We start from the raw sequence: 17,231 nt of genomic DNA on the forward strand, positions 1-17,231 counted from the left end.
CGATCGTGGTGGCGCCGTCACCAGGCCACAGGACACACTGGGGGAGATCGTCCCGGCGCGAGCCACGCGCCGCCGACGTACAAGGAGGCACCGTGCCGCACGTCCTGGTCCTCAACGCGTCGTACGAGCCGCTCGGCGTCGTACCGCTCCGCCGCGCGCTCATCCTCGTCCTCAACGGAAAGGCGATAAGCCTGGAGGATTCCGGCGCCCTGATGCACAGCGCGACCCAGGCCATACCCGCCCCCAGCGTCGTACGCCTGAAACGCTTCGTCCGCGTGCCCTTCCGCGGCACCGTGCCGCTCACCCGCCGCGCCCTGTTCGCCCGGGACGGCGGCCGGTGTGCGTACTGCGGTGGCGTCGCCACCAGCGTCGACCACGTCGTTCCACGCAGCCGCGGCGGGCAGCACGCCTGGGAGAACGTCGTGGCGGCCTGCCGCCGCTGCAACCACCTCAAGGCCGACCGCCATGTCTCCGAGCTGGGCTGGCGGATGCGGCACCAACCCGCGCCGCCGTCGGGCCTGGCCTGGCGGATCATCGGCACGGGGCATCGTGATCCGCGCTGGCTGCCGTATTTGCGGCCATACGGCGCGGACGACGCTCTCGCCCGGATCGAAGGCAGAACACCTGTCTGAGATCCGGGTTTCGTCGTTCTGAGGGCGTTCCGAGGGCGCTCCGGGGATGTCCCGGGGGCCTGTGGGAAGCCCCGGCGGCGGACGAGGGGGCGACGGGACCGGGGCACCGCCGGTCCCGTCCTCGGCGTGCCGTCACTCCTCGTCGGTGACCTCCTCAGTTCCCCTCGTCCCTCCCGTCGTCCCTCCTGCCCCGGTCGTCCCCGCCGTCCCCGCCGTCCCGTACGGCGCGGACCTCCACCGACCACAGGGAGACGCCGTGGCGGGTCGCCCGCTCGTCGCACACCACCCGCACGAAACGGGTGCCGGCCGGGGCACCGAGCCGTACCGACGCACGACCGCCCCGCCCGTCGGCCACGGTGGCGGCCGTGCGCCACGTACGGCCGTCGGGGGAGACCTGGATCCGGTAGCGGGAGGCGTACGCCTCCTGCCAGTGCAGCCGCACCTCGCCGACCCGGGCCGGGGCCGCGAGCTCCACCCGCACCCACTGGCCGTCCCCGGCCGGTGAGGACCAGCGGGTCCCCGGGTCGCCGTCGGTGACGGCCGGGGCGGGGAAGTCCGGCGTCTCGTCGGCGGAGGAGACCGCCCGCGCGCCCCGGGCCAGGTCCGGCCCGCCGGTGGGGGCCCCGACGCGGACGGTCAGCGTCTCCTCCCGCCGCGTCCCGTCCCCGGTGGTGAGGACGACGGGAATCCGGTACGCGCCGGGCCGCACGTCCTTGCCCGCCCGCACCTCGACGGCCGCCGACGCCGGGACGCCGCGCCGCAGCACCACCCGGTGCGGGGCCCGCACCCCGAAGCCCCCGGGCACCCGCACCCGGAGCCGGCCGGTCAGGTCGGCGGGGCGGTTGCCGGTCAGCCGCGCCCTGACCACGGCCGGGCCGCCGCCGGCGACGGCGTCCGTCTCGGTGCGTTCCAGCGCCAGTTCGGCGCCGGGCCCGTCGGAGTACCAGGGCGTCAGCTCGTGGACCACCGGAGCCGGTGAACCGGGCCGCCAGACCAGCCGCACGGCCTCCACCCGCGGCCCTTCCCGTTCCTCCCGTTCCCCCCCGTTCCGGACGCGGGAACCGCAGCTCCGTCCAGCCCGCCCCGGAGAGCGCACCCAGCCGCCGCCAGCCCTCGCCCGGCACCCGTACCTCCACGGCGGTGCGGACGTCCGGGTCCGGCGCCGACTGGACGGTGACCGCCTCCAGCGGGCGCGGCCGGGGCAGTCGCAGGACCAGCTCACGGGAGCCGGGGCCGTCCGGCGGCCCGGCGGCGCGGAAGGCGGTGGCCGGGTCGCCGTCGGCGGCGTCCCCGGGCGAGGAACCGGGCGACGGCTCGGGCGCGTCGAGCACCTTCCCGCCCGGCCGGCCGGTGTCCGGCCCGCCGCTTCCGGCCCCCGACCAGCCGTCGGCGGCCTTCAGTGCCCGGTCGGCGAAGTCCGGCAGGACGCCGTCGCCGACCGTCACCCGGCTCCGCCGGGTCTCGGCACGCAGTCGCTGGAGCTCCAGCCGCGCCGCCCAGGCCGCCGCTCCGTCGCCGCGCCGCTGCGCGGCCAGCACGTCCAGTGCGTGACCGCCCGCCCGGCCGTACCGGGCGAGCTGCTCCGACCAGGGGCGCAGCTCCTCGTCCAGTGCGCCCTCCGCACTGCCCGCCAGGTCTTCGGGGACGTCGGCCAGGGCCGCGAGGGCGCCGCGCAGCCGATCGTCCGCCCTGCCGTACGCCGTGTCGTCGCGGCCGGCGTGGGCCCGCCAGAAGGCGTCGATCAGCGGGACGAGCCGCGCGGACTCCTTCCTGCCGAGCACCGAGGAGAAGCTGTTGGCGGCCAGCGCCTCCAGCGCCCCGCGCACCTCGGGATCCGGCTCCCCGGCCGGGGTGTCCGGGGTGGCCGCCAGCGCGTCGATCGCCGCCCGCCAGGACTCCCGCGGCCGGTAGCCGCGCGGGTTCCAGGCGTAGTCGGCGACCGTGAACAGCGGGATCCGGGAGGCGGTGGGCTGTGTCATGGCGTTGGCCAGCAGCGCGGCGGAGCCGTTGGCGACGGCCGGTTCCCGGCCGTCGTAGGGGCCGAGGAAGACCCGGTCGGCGGCGTAGTCGTTGACCGGATAGTTGTCCAGGGTGGCCGGCGGGCGGCGGAAGACGGAGCCGGCCTCCGCCAGCTCCGCTCCGGTGATCTCGGCCGGGACCGCCCCCACCCCCGTCCAGGCCACCTCGGTGCCGGGGTCCAGCTCCCGCGCGAGCGTCCGGCGGTAGTCGGTGGCGCCCTCCTGGTGGTACTCGGTCGGCAGCACCGACAGCGGCACCGCGCCCTCCCCGGTGCCGTACCGCTCGTGCAGGTGGGCGGCCACCGCGTCGGCCAGCTCCGCGTGGGCGCGGGCCGCGGCGGCCGAGTCCCGGCCGTGGCGCCCGGCGTCAGCCTCGCAGCGCCACTCGCCGTAGCCGGCGTCGTCGAAGCGGAGTTGCACGGCCCGCACTCCCAGTGCGGCCATGGCGTCGATCTTGCGCAGCAGCGCCCGGCGGTCGTCGCCGGAGGACAGGCACATCGACTGCGCGGGGGAGACGGCCCAGGCGAGCACCACATGGTTGCGCCGGGCGCGTTCGGCCAGCGCGCGGAACTCGGCGCGTCGCTGCGCCGGGTACGGGTCGCGCCAGCGCTCCTGGCGGTGGGAATCGTCGCCGGGGGCGTACAGATAGCGGTTCTGCTTGGTGCGGCCCATGAAGTCCAGATGCGCCAGCCGCCGCTCGTGCGACCAGGGCTGCCCGTGGAAGGCCTCGGCCGTGCCGCGCACCGCCGAGGCGGGCCAGTCCCGCACCACCGCACCGGCGACGGCGGCGGTGCCGTCGGGACGGGTGGTGAGAAGCTGCCGCAGCGTCTGCGCGGCGTGGAACAGCCCGTCCCGGCCCACGCCCGCGAGGGCGACCGTACCGCCGGGGTCCAGCCCCTCGGCCCGTCCGGCCGCCAGCCGGTAACCGCCCGCGGGCAGGTCGCCGCGGCCGTCCGCGCCCAGGGCGCGCAGCGCCTCCTCGGCGGCGGTGCCGCCGATCCGGACCACCGGACCCCGGGCGGGCTCCGCCGCCCCGGTCCCACCGGTCCCACCGGTCCCGTCCGGCCGCAGGGTGCGCACGTGGCGCGCGCCGGCGGTGCGCAGGGCGTCACGGACGGCGTCGAGGGCGTACGGATCGGCGTCCGCGCCGACGATCAGGGTGGCCTCGTCCCCCACCGGCACGGCCGCGCCGCGCGCTCGCAGGGACTGCGGACGCGGCCACACCGCGGGGAGGTCCTGCCGTGCGGCGGAATCCGTCCGGCCGACCGTCCACCGCATCCCGGACCCGGTGCCGTCCGCGCCGGGGACCTGGGCCCGCACTCCCGGGGCGCCCGAGAGCAGGCCGCCGACGACGGCCGCGGCCAGCGCCGCCCTCCCGGTCCGGCGTGCGCCGCGGCCATGCCCCGCACGGTTCACGTACTCCACGGCTCCCCGCTCCGGGCTCGTACCGGCCCGGCCGACCCCCGGCCGGTACCGCCGCCCGGACCCCGGCCGGCGCGTCGAGCCCATCACCGGCGCGGCGGAGGTGTCAACGGATGTGACCGGGATGTCCGGGTACGCCACCCGGGGCGGAAGCGCCGACAAGGGTGTGCACCGCATGACCAACTCATTACGCTGCGAGAAATCCTTGGGGAGGATGCCCGTTTTGCCATAATGTTCTATGCTCGGGAAGGCGCCGCACCGTTAAATCATTTGTCCAGAAGCTGAAGTGACCTGGGTCACGTTCTTCTCGCCATGAGGTCTGGGCTCTGTTTCAGTGGGTAAGGCGACCTTGTCCGACGAGAACGAACGGAGGCCCCCGTGGCCGCGTCCGCCGAACTGCTCACCCCCCTCCCGCTCCTCCCCAAACAGGGGCGGGGGCCGATCGATCTGTCCGGTGTCTCCGACCCCGACTCCGGACTGGACGGCTCCTGCACCTCCGACACCATCGAAGCCCCACTGACCAGTGAACCCCCGCTCGCGGACACCTCTCCGCTGACCAGCGAGCCGCCCCTGACCGCCGAGCTCCCGCTGACCAGCGAGCCGGCCGGAGTGGGATACGGCACGGAGGACGCGGGCATCTAGTTCCCCGGGGGGCCGACGGAGAGCCGAGGGAGATCCAGATGAGCCGACTGGCACGGCTCGCCGCGGCACACGGCGTCTGCACCTCCTACGACCCCGCCCCGGGCCGCACCGTCCAGGTACCCGACGGGACGATCGTCGAAGTCCTCGCCGCCCTCGGCGTGGACGCCTCCACACCCCAGGCGCTCGACAGGGCCCTGGAACGGCACGCGGAGGAGGAGGCCACCCGGCTTCTCCCGCCCACCGTCGTCGTACGCGCCCGGCAGGCCCCCTCGCCCGCCGTCCCGGCCACCGCCTCGCCCGCCGCCGTCCGCGGCGGCCTGCCTCCGCTGCCCGAGGGCACGGCGGTGTACGCCGAGACCGAGGACGGCCGCACCCTGGAGTGCGGTCCCGCCGGGAGCGCCGGCGCCCCGGAGGGCCACGGGGGCGCGGAAGGGCTGCCCCCGGGCTGCCACACCCTGCGCGCCGAGGCCGTCGACGGCCGCCGGGCCCGTGCCACCCTGATCGTGACGCCGGACCGCTTCCCGCCCCTGGCGGACCGCTCCTTCGGCCTCCTCGTCCAGCTCTACTCCCTGCTGTCCTCCCGCTCCTGGGGCATGGGCGACCTGGCCGACCTCGCCGATCTGGCGGCCTGGGCCGGGCGCGCCACCGGTGCCGGGTTCATCCAGCTCAACCCGCTGCACTCGGCGGTGCCCGCCGCCGAGGGGGAAGGCGTCGACCCCTCCCCGTACCGCCCCTCCTCGCGGCGCTTCGCCGATCCGGTGCATCTGCGCGTCGAGGAGATCCCCGAGTACGCCTATCTGAGCGGGACGGCCCGCGAGCGGGCCGCGGAGCTGGCGGCCCGCGCCGCCGAACTGCGCGAGGCCACCCTCGCCAAGGACGGGCGGATCGACCGCGACGCGGTGTGGTCGCTCAAGGGGCAGGCACTGGAACTGATCCGCACCGTCCCACTGAGCCCCGGCCGCCGCGTCGCCTACTGCGACTTCCTCGCCCGCCAGGGCCGGACCCTGGAGGACCACGCCACCTGGTGCGCCCTCGCGGAGCTTTACGGCCCCGACTGGCGCTCCTGGCCCGGCGGCCTGTCCGACCCGCGCTCGGCCGCCACCGCCCGGGCCCGCAACGAACTGCTGGACCGGGTGGACTTCCACTGCTGGCTGGCCTGGCTCACCGACGCCCAGCTCGCCCGCGCCCAGCGCACCGCCTGCGACGCGGGCATGTCCATCGGCTTGGTGCACGACCTGGCGGTGGGCGTCCACCCCTCCGGCGCGGAGGCCTGGGCCCAGCAGGAGTTCCTCGCCGCGGGCATGTCCGTCGGCGCCCCGCCGGACGCCTTCAGTCCGCACGGCCAGGACTGGGGCCTGCCCCCGTGGCGCCCGGACGCGCTGGCGGCCTCCGGCTACGCCCCGTACCGCGCGCTGCTGTCCGGGCTGCTGCGGCACACCGGCGGGCTGCGCATCGACCACGTCATGGGCCAGTTCCGGCTGTGGTGGATCCCCGAGGGGCGCCCGCCGACCGAGGGTGCCTACGTCCGCTACGACGCCGGGGCGATGCTCGGTGTGCTCGCCCTGGAGGCGCACCGCGCGAACGCCGTCGTCATCGGCGAGGACCTGGGCACCGTCGAGCCGGGCGTACGCGAGGAGCTGGCCGGGCGCGGGGTGCTGGGCACCTCCGTGCTGTGGTTCGAGCGCGACTACGAGCACCGGCACACCCCGGCCGGCGCCGGGAGCCCCGGCGGCTCCGGCAACGAGACACCCCAGCCCCTGGCTCCGGAGCACTGGCGTGCCGACTGTCTGGCCACCGCCACCACCCACGACCTGCCCAGCACCGCCGCCCGGCTCAGCGGCGAGCACGTCGAACTGCGTCACCGCCTCGGCCTGCTGACCGGTTCGCTGGCCGCCGAGCAGACCCAGGACACGATGGAGACCGCCGAATGGGTCGCCCATCTGGTCCGGCTGGGTCTGCTGGACGGCGCGGGGGACGAGGAGCCGGAGATCAGGGCGGTCTACCGCTTCCTGGCCCGCACCCCCGCGAAGATGGTCGGTGTCTGGCTGCCGGACGGGGTGGGCGACCGGCGTCCGCAGAACGTCCCCGGCACCTGGGACCAGTACCCCAACTGGCGGCTGCCCATCGCCGACGGTGACGGCAGGCCGGTCACCCTCGAGGAGCTGGTCACCTCGCCCCGGCTGCACGGCCTGCTGGAGACGGTCCGCGAGGAACTGCACGGCCCGGACCCGAAGGGTCCCAGGACGGGGGAGCCGGAGGCGCCGGGCCCGGGGGTGCCGGGTCCGGAAGCGCCGCACGTGCCCGGCAGGCCGCGGGAACACCCGTAGGCGTCCGCGAACCCCACCCTGGACGCGTGGCCGCGAAGCGGGTTCGCTAGCGTTGAAGTGTGGACATCAAGGTCAACAAGAACATCAGGAGCGCCGGCCACGCCGCGCGCGCCGGAGCCGTCGCCGCCCTCACGGCGCTGACACTCCTGGTCGCCTCTCCCACCGCTTCCGCCCTCTACCGCGACGACGGCGACGACCCGGGCACCGGCCTGAGCGTGGCCGAGACCCTCGGTCTGTACGTGGTGACGCCCCTCGTGCTGTTCCTGGTCATCGCCGGACTGGTGGTCGTGGCCGACCGCTCCTCCCGCAAGAGCGGCCAGGTCGCCGGCCGCCAGGAGCCCAACCGCGGCTGACGCCGCCGCCGGGCTGCACGGACCCGCACGGACCGGACCGCCCACCGCCTCGCGGTCGGGCCGGTCCGGCGCGCCTGCGTGCGGGGGTACGTCCGTAGGTGCGGGTGCGGGTGCGGTGCGTGCGGGGGTCGGGGCCGGTCCGGGGCGGCCATTCCGGACGGCATTATTTACGGCCGTGGTCGTGTCACGTTTTGTCACCCTTTCATTGGCCGCAAATAACGCTTGAGTGTCCGGAACGGCCGCCCCTCCCCGTCCCCTCCCGCTCGCTGCCGTCTGCGGGTCCGGTATGCGTGGTGTAGGTCGGTGTGCTGCGGGTGGATGGGCTCGTTGCCGTCTGCGGGGCCGCGTGCGCGGCGTAGTTCGGTGTGTTGGTGGGAGGACGGGACGTCGTTCTCAGGCGGCACCGCCGTTGACGTAGACCGTCTGGCCGTTGATCCAGCGGGCCGGGCCCGCCAGGGACGAGACCACCTCGGCGATGTCCTCGGGGGTGCCCAGCCGTCCCATCGGGCTCAGGCCGGCTATCTGCCTCACCTGCTCCTCGCTCTTTCCGTCCAGGAACAGCTCGGTGGCGGTCGGGCCGGGCGCGACGGCGTTGACCGTGATGTCCCGGCCGCGCAGTTCCTTGGCCAGGATCGGGCCGATCGCCTCGACGGCCGCCTTGCTGGCGGCGTAGGCGGCGTAGGCGGGAAGGCTCAGCCTGGTCACCGTGGTGGAGAAGTTGACGATCGCCCCGCCGGAGCGGACGCGGCGGGCCGCCTCCCGGTTGACGACGAACGTCCCCCGGACGTTGGTGCGGTGGATCCGGTCCAGGACGTCCAGCTCCAGCTCCGCCAGTGGGGAGAGCCGCATGATCCCCGCCGCGTTGACGACGACGTCCACCCCGCCGTACTGGTGTTCCGCGGCGTCGAACAGGGCCCGGACCGCCTCCTCGTCGGCGACGTCTGCCCGGACGGCGACGGCCTCGCCGCCCGCCTTCTCGATCGCCAGGACCGTCTCCCGGGCGGCGGTGTCATCGCTTCCGTAGGCGACGGCGACGGCCTGACCGTCGGCGGCCAGTCGTTCGGCGACGGCGCGGCCGATGCCGCGGGATCCGCCGGTGACGACGGCGACGCGCTTGTTCCCGTTCATCTGTCTCTCCCTGCCTTGTGTTTCCGATGTCAACGGAACCATGTTGGCGTCGGCACGTCAAGGTGGTAACGAGTTTCCGTTATCGACGGCAATGGCGGTGATCCGGTTCTGCTGTTAACGTTGTCACCGTGAGCCAGGAGTCCACGCGTGAACGGATCGTCAGGGCCGCCTACGGCCTGCTGACCGACGGCGGGCGCGAGGCGGTGTCCACCCGCGCGGTCTGCGCCGCCTCGGGAGTGCAGTCACCGACCCTCTACCGCCTTTTCGGCGACAAGCGCGGACTGCTCGACGCCGTCGCCGAGCACGGCTTCGAGAGCTATCTGTCCGACAAGACGGCCCTGGTCGAGACCGGCGACCCGGTCGAGGACCTGCGCCGCGGCTGGGAGCTCCACATCGGCTTCGGGGTGGCGCACCCGGCCATCTACTCGCTGATCTACGGCGAACCCCGGCCCGGCGCCGAGTCGCCGGCCGCCCGGCGCGCCTCCGCCATCCTCGCCCGTCAGGTCGGACGGATAGCCGAGGCGGGCCGGCTGCGGGTTCCGGAGGAACGGGCCGTCCATCTGATCCACTCCGCCGGCTGCGGCATGACGTTCACCCTCATCTCGCTGCCGGAGGAGAGGCGGGACCCGGCGCTGCCGGTCATGGCCCGCGAGTCCGTCATCGCCGCCGTCACCGCCGACGCCCCCGGTGTCGCCGACACCGGGCCGGCCGGTCTGGCGGTGGCCCTGGCGGCCCGGGCGCCCCGCCTCGCCGCGCTCACCGAGGTCGAGCGTGCCCTGCTGGTGGAGTGGCTGAGGCGTATCGCCGAGTCCTGACGGGGGTGGCTCCTGCCCCTCAGTCCTGCCCGCGTACCGCCGCGACGGCCTCGTCGTACAGAGCGAGGGCGTCGGCCGTGCCGCCGCTCGCGACCCAGGCGTCGACCGCGGCGTCCATGCAGGCGAACACGGTCCCGATCACGGCGAGGGCCCCCGCCCGCGGGACGGGTCCGCCGTCAAGTCCCATCCGCCGCTCCACCTCGGGGGCGAGCAGTTCCTGCCAGCGCAGCCGCTTCTCCGTCTGCCGGGCGCGCAGTGAGGGTGTGCTGTGGATGAGCCGCGAGATCTCCAGGGCGCGCTCGGGCGGGTGGTCGGGGACGGTGGCGGCGATGAGCCCCGTGCGCAGCGCCTCCCATACGGACACGTCGTCCGGCTGGGCCGCCACGGTCTCCTTCAGCAGGACGCCGCGGGCGTCCTGCTCTCCGCAGACGAGGTCCTCCTTGGAGCCGAAGTAGCGGAACAGGGATCGCTGGGAGATACCCGCCTCCCGGGCGATCCGGGCGGTGGTCGTCGCCTCGTAGCCCTCCTCGGCGAACAGGCGCAGCGCCGTTTCCAGGATGCTCTCGATCGCCGCCTGCCGAGAGCGGTCCCACAGTGTCGGTGCCTCGCTCCTGCCCATGGGCCCAGCTTAGAGGCCTGCCCTGCGTGTCTCGTCGCCCGGAGACTGGAGGGCGCTTGATGACAGCTTGTCTTCGAATGACAGCCTGTCATTGACTGTCAGGTTCGGCTATGGTGAGAGAGCGGCCGGTCCGGGCCGCCATCCGAGGGGAGCTCTGCATGAACGCGGTCGACTACCGGGGCCAGACCACACTGATCACCGGGGCCAGTGCCGGCCTGGGCGTGGAGTTCGCCCGCCGGTTCGCCGAACGGGGCTCGGACCTGGTGCTGGTGGCCCGCCGCGCCGACCGTCTGGAGAAACTGGCCGCCGAACTCACCGCCGCGCACGGCATACGGGCCACCGTGCTCCCCATGGACCTGGCCGCGGAGGGGGCGGGCCGGCGCCTGGCGGACGAGGCCGCCGCCCGGGGGCTCGACGTCACGAGCCTGGTCAACAACGCGGGCTTCGGCACCTACGGCCGCTTCCATCAGATCGACCCCGACCGGCTGGGCAGGGAGGTGGCCCTGGACGTCGGGGCCGTGGTCGACATCAGCCGCGCCTTCATCGAGCGGTTGCGCGCCCACGGGCGGGGCGTCCTGGTCAACGTGGCGAGCACGGCCGCCTACCAGGCCACCCCGAACCTGGCCGTCTACGGCGCCGCGAAGGCGTTCGTGCTGAGCTTCACCGAGGCTCTGTGGCAGGAGTCCCGGGACACCGGCCTGCGCGTCCTCGCGCTGTCGCCCGGCGCGACCCGCACGGAGTTCTTCGACGTGGCGGGCTCGGAGGCCGCCGCGGGCGGCAGCTCGTTCCAGGGTCCGGGGGAGGTCGTCCGCACGGCACTGCGGACCCTGGACCGCCGGAACCCGCCCCCCAGCGTGATCGCGGGCGGCAGGAACCGTGTCGCGGCGTTCGCGGGCCGGTTCGTCAGCCGCCGCCTGGTGATCAGGGTCATCGACCGCATGACCACCGACCCGGCCCCGGCCGACGCGGCGGCACGGTAGCGCCCGGACCGGGCCCCGCCGTCCCGGGTGAAGGGAGGGACGGCGGAGCAGCCGTCCGGCGGCGGGCTGGTTCGGGGAGGTGCTCATGCGGTCGAGGGGACCGGTGAGCGGGTCGGGGTCGGCCCCGGGGCGGTGGCCGATGGCCCGCAGCACCGGCAGCAGGGGGCGGGTGACGGTGAAGTGCAGGACGGCCAGGGCACAGTCGGGGCCGCGTACGGTGGCGGTGCGCAGCAGCTCCAGGCCCTCCAGCCGCAGCCCGTCGTGCTCGACGGACGCCGGCCGGTGCCGGCGGCGGGGATGGCCCGGGGTGCCGTACAGCACCCGGGCGGAGGCCGGAGCGAAGTAGACGGCGCGGGTCGCGGCGTCGGTGCGCCGCTCGCCCAGCGTGAAGGGGAACGGGCCCCTCTCCCAGCCGTCCGCCTCCCGGCCGGGGCCGTGTCCACCGGGTTCGCGCAGCAGCCGTACCGGCAGGACCACGGCGAGTACCTGCCGCACGCCGGTGACGTCCGCCAGGGGCGGTTCGGCGGCGGCTGCCGACGGCGTCCGGCTCGCCGGTACCGTCCCGGTGCGGGCGCGTGCCCCGTCGGGCGTGTCCGCCTCCGCCGTACGCGGTGGCGGGTCGTCCGCGGTGCCGCCGTCCCTCATGCCGGTTCACCTTCCCCTGGTCCGCCGTGCGGATGTCCGTCCATCATCGCCCCGGCCGCCGGAGGCGGCGAGGGTGAAGCCGGTCGGCGCGGTCACGGCCGCACCCCCGTCGTCCAGAAGGCGTTGCAGGCCGCGAGCAGGACGGATGCGGCGACGATCGCGCTGTTGACCGCGGCCAGGCCTCTGGGGGAGGTGCGGCGGGAGAGCCTGCTTCCCGTGAGGATGCCGACCAGTTGCATCGGCAGGCAGACCAGCGCCAGCAGCAGCGCGCTCGCGATGCCGTCGCCCACGGCGAGAAAGGTGGCCACCCGGACCACCGCGGACACGAGCAGGACGCGGGTCACCACGATCCTGAGGTCGTGCGGGGCCAGGACGCGCTGGAGGTAGATGACGAGCGGAGGGCCGCTGATCCCGGTGGCACCGCCGACGAAACCGGCCAGCAGACCGACCGCCCCGCCCCGGGGGCCGATCTTCCGGGACTGCTCCACCGGGCCCTTCACCTGGGCCGTGACCACCGATGCCAGGCCGACGAGGACCGCGAGGACGAGCATGGCCGCGGCGGCCGGTCCCGGAACGCGGCTCAGGACCACGACACCGACCGCGGTCCCGACCGCCATGGCGGCGCCGGTCAGGAACCCCTCCCGGCCCCGGCGGATCCGCGCGTCGGCGGCGGTGAGCGCCGCTCCGGAGGTGGCGTCCAGGACACCGGAGGCGGCCACCGCGAGCGGCTGGTTGAACAGCACCGACACCACCGGGACGAACAGCATCGCGGGGCCGAAGCCGGTCAGTCCCTTGAGGCCGTAGGCGAAGAAGGCCAGAACGGAAACGATCACCAGATGCTCCGCGCCGAGGGTCATGGTGTCCTCTCCGGTCTCCGGCTCCCGAACGGGACGCGGCCTTCCGGCGGGGAAGCGTAGCGGCCCCGCACGGCGGGCAGCCACGAACACGCTGCGCGGGGCCGGCCGTTGCCGGCCGGATCAGCCGGTCACGCGGGACGGGTCGCGCAGCCGGATCTCCTGGTGGCCGTCGCGGGTGACGGCCAGGCCGAACTCGTCCTGTTCCGGGCAGCCTTCGGCCTCGTAGGTGTACCAGGCGGCCTCCGCCCGCTCCCACCGGGCGGCCGGGCCGTACCGCCGGACCTCGAACGGGCCGCCGCCCCCGTCGTCCGCCGCGGTGGCGGCCGGGCCGCCGACCCCGCCCGCGCACGCGCCGCGGCCACCGCCGAACGGCTGCGCGCCGCGGTGGCCGCCGCCGACGCGGTCAGCCGGGGCGAGCGGCTGTGAGCCGCCCGTGAGGCCGTACGCGCCGGACCCGCCACCGCGGGTGGTGCGGCGGTGGCGGGTCCGGCGGGAATCGGGAGCTGGGGTCACCCGCCGCGGGGGCCGCGGCGGGTGGGCGGGCTCAGTGGCGCCGCCAGTCCTTCTTCCAGTCCTTCTTCCAGTCCTCCCAGGCCTTCTCCCACGCCTCCTTCCAGGCGTTCTTCTTGGCCTCCTTCAGGGTGGAGTGGAGGGCGTAGTAGGCGGGCTTGCGCTCGAAGTCCTCGGTCATGATCGTGGCCGAGCCCTCACCCTCGAAGAACACCGGGACCCAGGAGTACTTGTCGGTGAAGCCCCAGATGGTGAAGGAGTTGCAGTCCTCGACGGCCAGGCAGGCGGCCAGCGTCCGCTGGTACCAGTCGGCCTGCTGCTCGAGCTGCGCCTCGGTGGGCACACCGCTCTCCGGCAGGTCCATGCGCACGTCCAGCTCGGTGACGGCGGTCTCCAGGCCGAGCTCGTCGAACCGCTCCAGGTTCTGCTGGAGGTCGCCCGGGAAGCCGTAGCGCATGCTCAGGTGCGCCTGCACGGAGAAGCCGTGCACGGGCACGCCCTGCTCCATCAGCTCCTGGGAGAGCGCGTAGTAGGCGTCGCTCTTGGCGTTGTCGCTCTCCACGCCGTAGTCGTTGAAGAACAGCTTGGCCTTCGGGTCGGCCTCGTGGGCCCAGCGGAAGGCGTCGGCGATGATCTCCGGGCCGAGCTCACGGATCCAGATGTTGTCCTGGGTGCGGAGGTTGCCCTGCTCGTCGAAGATCTCGTTGGCCACGTCCCACTGCTGGATCTTGCCCTTGTAGCGGCCCACCACAGTGGTGATGTGGTCGTGCAGGATCTCGCGCAGCTCCTCCTTGGAGAAGTCGCCCTGCTCCAGCCACTCGGGATTCTGGCTGTGCCACAGGAGCGTGTGGCCGCGCACGACCTGCTTGTTGCGCTTGGCGAAGTCGACGATGGCGTCGGCCGCCTCGAAGTCGTAGCGGTCCCGCTCGGGGTGGATGAACTCCCACTTCATCTGGTTCTCGGGGGAGACCGAGCTGAACTGCTGTGCCAGGAGCTTCCGGTACGGCTTGTCGTGGGTGAACGGGTCCGGGTAGTCCTGCTCGAGGTGGTGGCCGCCGCCGGCCACCGCGGTACCCACGTAGAACCCCTGGGGGGCGGCCCAGCGCAGGCGCTCGAACTTGGCGTTCGAGTGGCGCGGGGTCTTGTTGTCGGCGGACGGGGCGGCCGTGGCCGAGGTCACCGTCAGGGGCAGTGCCAGGGCGGCCGTGGCGACGACCGCGGTGGCGAGACGGATGGTTCTCATTTGGAGGGCTCCCTTTTCGGTCGGCCTTCTCAAAGTTTCCGGAAAGTTTCCGGACGTATGGCTCACGGACGTTAAGCGGTCGTTAACAGGGGCGTCAATACCCGGGAACGGTGGAATCGTTCCCCGTGCTCAACCCGTTTCCCCGGGTCCGGCGGAACGGAGGCGGGGCGGCGGGCGAACTCCGGCCGGGAGCCCGGCGTTTGCCGCCGGAGCCGCCGAAGCGGAACATCCGCGCCGAAGGCACCGGACGGCCCCGGCGGGACCCGGGGTGCGGGGGGCGGGGGGCGGGCCGCTGACCGGAGGGCTTCCGGAACGGTGCCGGGAGCCCGGCGGGAGCGGACCGACCGGCTGCCCCCGGCCGCGCTCTCGCCGGACGGGAGGCGTACGCCCGGCCCCGCCGCGGCCCGGTGCGGCCCGCGGCGCGTCAGGCGAGCGACTCGCCCCAGTGGACGGCCTCCTCGGCGAGCAGCAGGACCGAGCCGTCCGCCGCGTGCCACTCGGAGACGTTGCCGACGTGCCGCTTGTCGTTCCGGACGCGCGGCGGGCCGGACCTCACCAGCGCGGCCACCTCCTCCGCGTCCGGCCGGCGGAACCCGCAGCCGCCGCCGCAGCCGCACGGATCCCGGACGACCAGTGCCCCGGACGCGGCGGCCGCGAGGGCGCGGGAGGCGGAGACCGTCTCGCGGACCTGCTCGTGGACGCGCCCTCGCGGGTCCACCATCGTTCCGTCGCGCCTGCGGCCGGGACCGGGGCCGGCGGGCACCGCCTCGTCCCGGCGGGCGGGCACGCCCTCGCCCTCGGCCTCCCGCTCCACGGCCTTCACCAGGTCCGCGAAGGTCTGCCGCCGCTGCCGCCGCCGTCCGCCCATGGGGAAAGTCCTCCGGGTGCCGGGGCGCGCCCGCATCCGGACAACGTCCGGGCGAACGGGGAGGGCGGGTGCCGGGGTCAGTCCGGGGTGCCGGTCCGGGAGCGCGCGAAGTCCGGCAGCCGGAGCCAGATGTAGTCGACCGGCTGGCCCGCGTTCCAGGTCTGCGCGGCCGCCGCGTCGACGGGGGCGAAACCGGCGTTCCGATAGCACCGCAGGGCGGCGGGATTGTCCGGGTGGACGCGGAGGAAGACCTCGGCGCGTCCGGCGGCCAGGGCCTCGGACGCCAGCCCCCGGACCAGGGCGCGTCCGAGCCCCCGGCCGCGGACGGCGGGGGCGACGATGATCCGGGCGAGCTCGGCCTCGTCCTCGCCGTTCTCGCCGTCCGTCCCGTTCCCGTCGTCGGTCCACAGCTCGCCGTACCCGACCGCCGCCCCGCCCGCGACGAGGAGCCGGGAGTGGACCCAGTCCTGCTCCTGCCACTCGGCGATCCGCCGCGCGGGTACGGGGAACTCCCGCTCGCCGCACCACAGCACGGCCTCCTCGGCGGAGCACGCCCAGTTCGCCACGAGGGGCGCGTACTCGGGGGCGAACGGCAGGAGGTCCATGGGCGTCGCTCCAGTCTCCGGTCGGCGGTGAGGGGTGGGGGTGTGGTCGTGCGGGGTTGTCAGGGCCCGGTGGTCCTCTCGTTCCCGTCCGCGCCCTTCTCGGTGTTCTCCTCGGTGCCGCGGCCGGTTCCGGCGGTGGGGCCCGGGCCGGCCCCCGCCGGGTCGCCGAGGACGTACTCGTCCAGGATCTCGACGGCCCTGTCGCCCTCGGTGAGCACCCTGACCCTGATGTCGCCGTCCACGAGGGACGCCCGGAACTGCTCCATCGTGCACCTGGCCGGTCTCTCGGCCCCGGACTCGCCGCAGAGGCGGCCCATGCCCCAGATCGCGGTCTCCTCGGTGAGGGTGACGACCCGTTCGCCGACCCGGATCTGGCCGGGCGCGACGTAGTACAGGTCGCCCACGACGGCTTCCGGCTCCCCGGCCGGGAGCGTGGCGGGCTCCGCCTCCCGCTCGGTCCGCAGGCCGGTGTCGTCGGAGCTGCCGCAGGCCGTCAGGGTCAGTATGCCGGAGACGAGAAGGCAGGCGGTGGCGGGGCCGCGGATGGAAGAGATCGGCATGAGGTGGCTCTCCCGGGGTTCTCGGAACAGGACTGTGCTGCGGTCGTCGCGACCGGCTCTTGTCCGGGGGAACGGGAGCTTCCGGGAACGGGTTCGGTGGCCGGGGGGCTTGTTGCGCGCCGATGACATTCGGCAGGACGCCGTGCCGGTCCGGCACGGACCGGCACGGCACCGGCCGGGGCGTCAGGAGGCCGACGGCGTACGGGTGTGCTCGCGGGCCCTGCGCAGCGCCGTCAGGAACGTCTCGGCGGGCTGGGCGCCGGAGACGCCGAAGGCGCGGTTGAAGGCGAAGAACGGCACCCCGGTGACGCCCAGCGCCCGGGCCTCGCGGATGTCGGCCCCGACCTCCCGGGCATACGCGTCGCCGGTCACCACCCGGCGCGTCTCCGCCTCGTCCAGTCCGATCTCGGTGCCCAGCCGGATGAGGGTGTCCGGGTCGTCGAGGGTCCGCGCCTCGACGAGCTGGGCGCGCAGCAGCCGCTCGTGGGCCCGGCCGCCCAGGCCGTGCTCCTTCGCCAGGTGGGTCAGCCGGTGGGCGTCGACGGTGTTGACCATGACCGTGCGTTCCAGGGCGTAGGTCAGCCCTTCCCGCGCGGCCAGCTCGGTGACCTGCGCGTTCATGGCGCGCACCTGCTCGGGGGAGGCGCCGGTCTTCTTCGCCAGCATCTCGGGCACCGGTTGCCGTACGCCCCTGGGGAAGGACGGGTCGAGCTGGAAGCTGCGCCAGACGACCGTCACCTCGTCGGCGTGCTCGAAGTCCGCCAGGGCGCGCTCCAGACGCCGCTTGCCGATGTAGCACCAGGGGCAGACGACGTCCGACCAGACCTCGATCCGCACCGTGCCGGTTTCCCGCTCCGCCCCGCTCACAGGGCACACACCCCGTCCGCGCAGCCGGGAGCTCCGCCCTCGCCGCCGAGGACGACCATGCCGGATGCCGCCCCCGGTCGCGTCACCGCCTCCGCGTCCGTGTCCGGATCGAGGCCGGGATCAGGGACGGGTCCCGGCTC

17 protein-coding genes and 2 pseudogenes are annotated in these 17,231 nt (G+C 74.6%); 7 read left to right on the top strand and 12 right to left on the bottom strand.

Going from position 1 to position 17,231, the window contains the following annotated elements; all coding sequences use genetic code 11:
* Nucleotides 1-92 precede the first annotated feature (92 nt).
* Nucleotides 93-632: an HNH endonuclease gene (locus CUT44_RS28395; RefSeq protein ID WP_100204817.1), complete on the top strand. Its 540-nt coding sequence runs from the start codon at nt 93-95 to the stop codon at nt 630-632.
* A 154-nt stretch (nt 633-786) separates the two neighbouring features.
* On the opposite strand, the gene CUT44_RS34950 is transcribed toward CUT44_RS28395, so the two are convergent.
* Together CUT44_RS34950 and CUT44_RS34955 are read right to left on the bottom strand one after the other, a co-directional pair.
* Entirely contained in the window at nt 787-1,644 is an 858-nt protein-coding gene (locus CUT44_RS34950) for a discoidin domain-containing protein (protein WP_233221727.1), read from the bottom strand.
* A 460-nt stretch (nt 1,645-2,104) separates the two neighbouring features.
* Nucleotides 2,105-2,413, bottom strand: a pseudogene (locus CUT44_RS34955) (beta-N-acetylglucosaminidase domain-containing protein); the annotation flags it as partial.
* On the opposite strand from CUT44_RS34955, the gene CUT44_RS34960 reads away from it, so the two are divergent.
* Nucleotides 2,334-2,543, top strand: coding sequence for a hypothetical protein (locus tag CUT44_RS34960; protein WP_408646806.1), 210 nt, complete (start codon nt 2,334-2,336; stop codon nt 2,541-2,543). The pseudogene CUT44_RS34955 and the gene CUT44_RS34960 overlap by 80 nt on opposite strands.
* Nucleotides 2,544-2,554: 11 nt before the next feature.
* On the opposite strand, the pseudogene CUT44_RS34965 reads toward CUT44_RS34960, so the two are convergent.
* Nucleotides 2,555-4,249, bottom strand: a pseudogene (locus CUT44_RS34965) (beta-N-acetylglucosaminidase domain-containing protein); the annotation flags it as partial.
* Nucleotides 4,250-4,450: 201 nt separating this feature from the next.
* Here CUT44_RS34965 and CUT44_RS28405 point away from each other — a divergent pair.
* The 3 genes from CUT44_RS28405 to CUT44_RS28415 are packed head-to-tail and all read left to right on the top strand — an operon-like array spanning nt 4,451 to nt 7,394.
* A complete protein-coding gene (locus CUT44_RS28405; RefSeq protein ID WP_100204818.1) occupies nt 4,451-4,714 on the top strand; it encodes a hypothetical protein in 264 nt (87 codons plus the stop codon).
* A gap of 38 nt (nt 4,715-4,752) precedes the next feature.
* Entirely contained in the window at nt 4,753-7,041 is a 2,289-nt protein-coding gene (malQ, locus tag CUT44_RS28410) for a 4-alpha-glucanotransferase (RefSeq protein ID WP_100204819.1), read from the top strand.
* 59 nt (nt 7,042-7,100) lie between these two features.
* Nucleotides 7,101-7,394 carry a hypothetical protein gene (locus tag CUT44_RS28415; RefSeq protein WP_233221728.1) on the top strand — a complete coding sequence of 98 codons (294 nt, stop codon included), beginning with the start codon at nt 7,101-7,103 and terminating at the stop codon, nt 7,392-7,394.
* A 393-nt stretch (nt 7,395-7,787) separates the two neighbouring features.
* Here the strand turns inward: CUT44_RS28415 and CUT44_RS28420 are convergent, their stop codons facing one another.
* The gene (locus CUT44_RS28420; RefSeq protein ID WP_100204820.1) at nt 7,788-8,522 is read right to left on the bottom strand and encodes an SDR family oxidoreductase; all 735 of its coding nucleotides are present in this window, start codon (nt 8,520-8,522) and stop codon (nt 7,788-7,790) included.
* Between the two features lie 128 nt (nt 8,523-8,650).
* Between CUT44_RS28420 and CUT44_RS28425 the strand changes: the two genes are divergently transcribed.
* The gene (locus CUT44_RS28425) at nt 8,651-9,337 is read left to right on the top strand and encodes a TetR/AcrR family transcriptional regulator (protein WP_100204821.1); all 687 of its coding nucleotides are present in this window, start codon (nt 8,651-8,653) and stop codon (nt 9,335-9,337) included.
* 19 nt (nt 9,338-9,356) lie between these two features.
* Here the strand turns inward: CUT44_RS28425 and CUT44_RS28430 are convergent, their stop codons facing one another.
* The gene (locus CUT44_RS28430; protein WP_100204822.1) at nt 9,357-9,956 is read right to left on the bottom strand and encodes a TetR/AcrR family transcriptional regulator; all 600 of its coding nucleotides are present in this window, start codon (nt 9,954-9,956) and stop codon (nt 9,357-9,359) included.
* 158 nt (nt 9,957-10,114) lie between these two features.
* On the opposite strand from CUT44_RS28430, the gene CUT44_RS28435 reads away from it, so the two are divergent.
* Nucleotides 10,115-10,936: an SDR family NAD(P)-dependent oxidoreductase gene (locus CUT44_RS28435; RefSeq protein ID WP_100204823.1), complete on the top strand. Its 822-nt coding sequence runs from the start codon at nt 10,115-10,117 to the stop codon at nt 10,934-10,936.
* Between the two features lie 737 nt (nt 10,937-11,673).
* Here the strand turns inward: CUT44_RS28435 and CUT44_RS28445 are convergent.
* From CUT44_RS28445 to CUT44_RS28475, 7 genes are all read right to left on the bottom strand, one after another.
* Nucleotides 11,674-12,438: a TSUP family transporter gene (locus CUT44_RS28445; RefSeq protein WP_100204824.1), complete on the bottom strand. Its 765-nt coding sequence runs from the start codon at nt 12,436-12,438 to the stop codon at nt 11,674-11,676.
* A 120-nt stretch (nt 12,439-12,558) separates the two neighbouring features.
* Nucleotides 12,559-12,951, bottom strand: a complete 393-nt coding sequence (locus CUT44_RS28450; protein WP_100204825.1) for a hypothetical protein — start codon at nt 12,949-12,951, stop codon at nt 12,559-12,561.
* Between the two features lie 31 nt (nt 12,952-12,982).
* Nucleotides 12,983-14,191: an endo-1,4-beta-xylanase gene (locus CUT44_RS28455; protein WP_100204826.1), complete on the bottom strand. Its 1,209-nt coding sequence runs from the start codon at nt 14,189-14,191 to the stop codon at nt 12,983-12,985.
* 424 nt (nt 14,192-14,615) lie between these two features.
* Entirely contained in the window at nt 14,616-15,059 is a 444-nt protein-coding gene (locus CUT44_RS28460) for a hypothetical protein (RefSeq protein WP_100204827.1), read from the bottom strand.
* 77 nt (nt 15,060-15,136) lie between these two features.
* The gene (locus CUT44_RS28465) at nt 15,137-15,664 is read right to left on the bottom strand and encodes a GNAT family N-acetyltransferase (protein WP_100204828.1); all 528 of its coding nucleotides are present in this window, start codon (nt 15,662-15,664) and stop codon (nt 15,137-15,139) included.
* Nucleotides 15,665-15,723: 59 nt separating this feature from the next.
* Entirely contained in the window at nt 15,724-16,224 is a 501-nt protein-coding gene (locus CUT44_RS28470; protein WP_100204829.1) for a hypothetical protein, read from the bottom strand.
* Between the two features lie 183 nt (nt 16,225-16,407).
* Nucleotides 16,408-17,091, bottom strand: a complete 684-nt coding sequence (locus tag CUT44_RS28475; protein ID WP_199185868.1) for a DsbA family oxidoreductase — start codon at nt 17,089-17,091, stop codon at nt 16,408-16,410.
* Between the last annotated feature and the right edge of the window lie 140 nt (nt 17,092-17,231).

Origin of the sequence: Streptomyces carminius, assembly GCF_002794255.1 — a bacterium.
Lineage (GTDB): Bacteria > Actinomycetota > Actinomycetes > Streptomycetales > Streptomycetaceae > Streptomyces > Streptomyces carminius.

Excerpts from the sequence above, each read along its gene's own strand:
- malQ (WP_100204819.1), top strand. The coding sequence starts at position 4,753 with ATGAGCCGACTGGCACGGCTCGCCGCGGCACACGGCGTCTGCACCTCC.
- CUT44_RS28420 (WP_100204820.1), bottom strand. The coding sequence starts at position 8,522 with ATGAACGGGAACAAGCGCGTCGCCGTCGTCACCGGCGGATCCCGCGGC.
- CUT44_RS28430 (WP_100204822.1), bottom strand. The coding sequence starts at position 9,956 with ATGGGCAGGAGCGAGGCACCGACACTGTGGGACCGCTCTCGGCAGGCG.
- CUT44_RS28435 (WP_100204823.1), top strand. The coding sequence starts at position 10,115 with ATGAACGCGGTCGACTACCGGGGCCAGACCACACTGATCACCGGGGCC.
- CUT44_RS28445 (WP_100204824.1), bottom strand. The coding sequence starts at position 12,438 with ATGACCCTCGGCGCGGAGCATCTGGTGATCGTTTCCGTTCTGGCCTTC.
- CUT44_RS28455 (WP_100204826.1), bottom strand. The coding sequence starts at position 14,191 with ATGAGAACCATCCGTCTCGCCACCGCGGTCGTCGCCACGGCCGCCCTG.
- CUT44_RS28460 (WP_100204827.1), bottom strand. The coding sequence starts at position 15,059 with ATGGGCGGACGGCGGCGGCAGCGGCGGCAGACCTTCGCGGACCTGGTG.
- CUT44_RS28465 (WP_100204828.1), bottom strand. The coding sequence starts at position 15,664 with ATGGACCTCCTGCCGTTCGCCCCCGAGTACGCGCCCCTCGTGGCGAAC.
- CUT44_RS28470 (WP_100204829.1), bottom strand. The coding sequence starts at position 16,224 with ATGCCGATCTCTTCCATCCGCGGCCCCGCCACCGCCTGCCTTCTCGTC.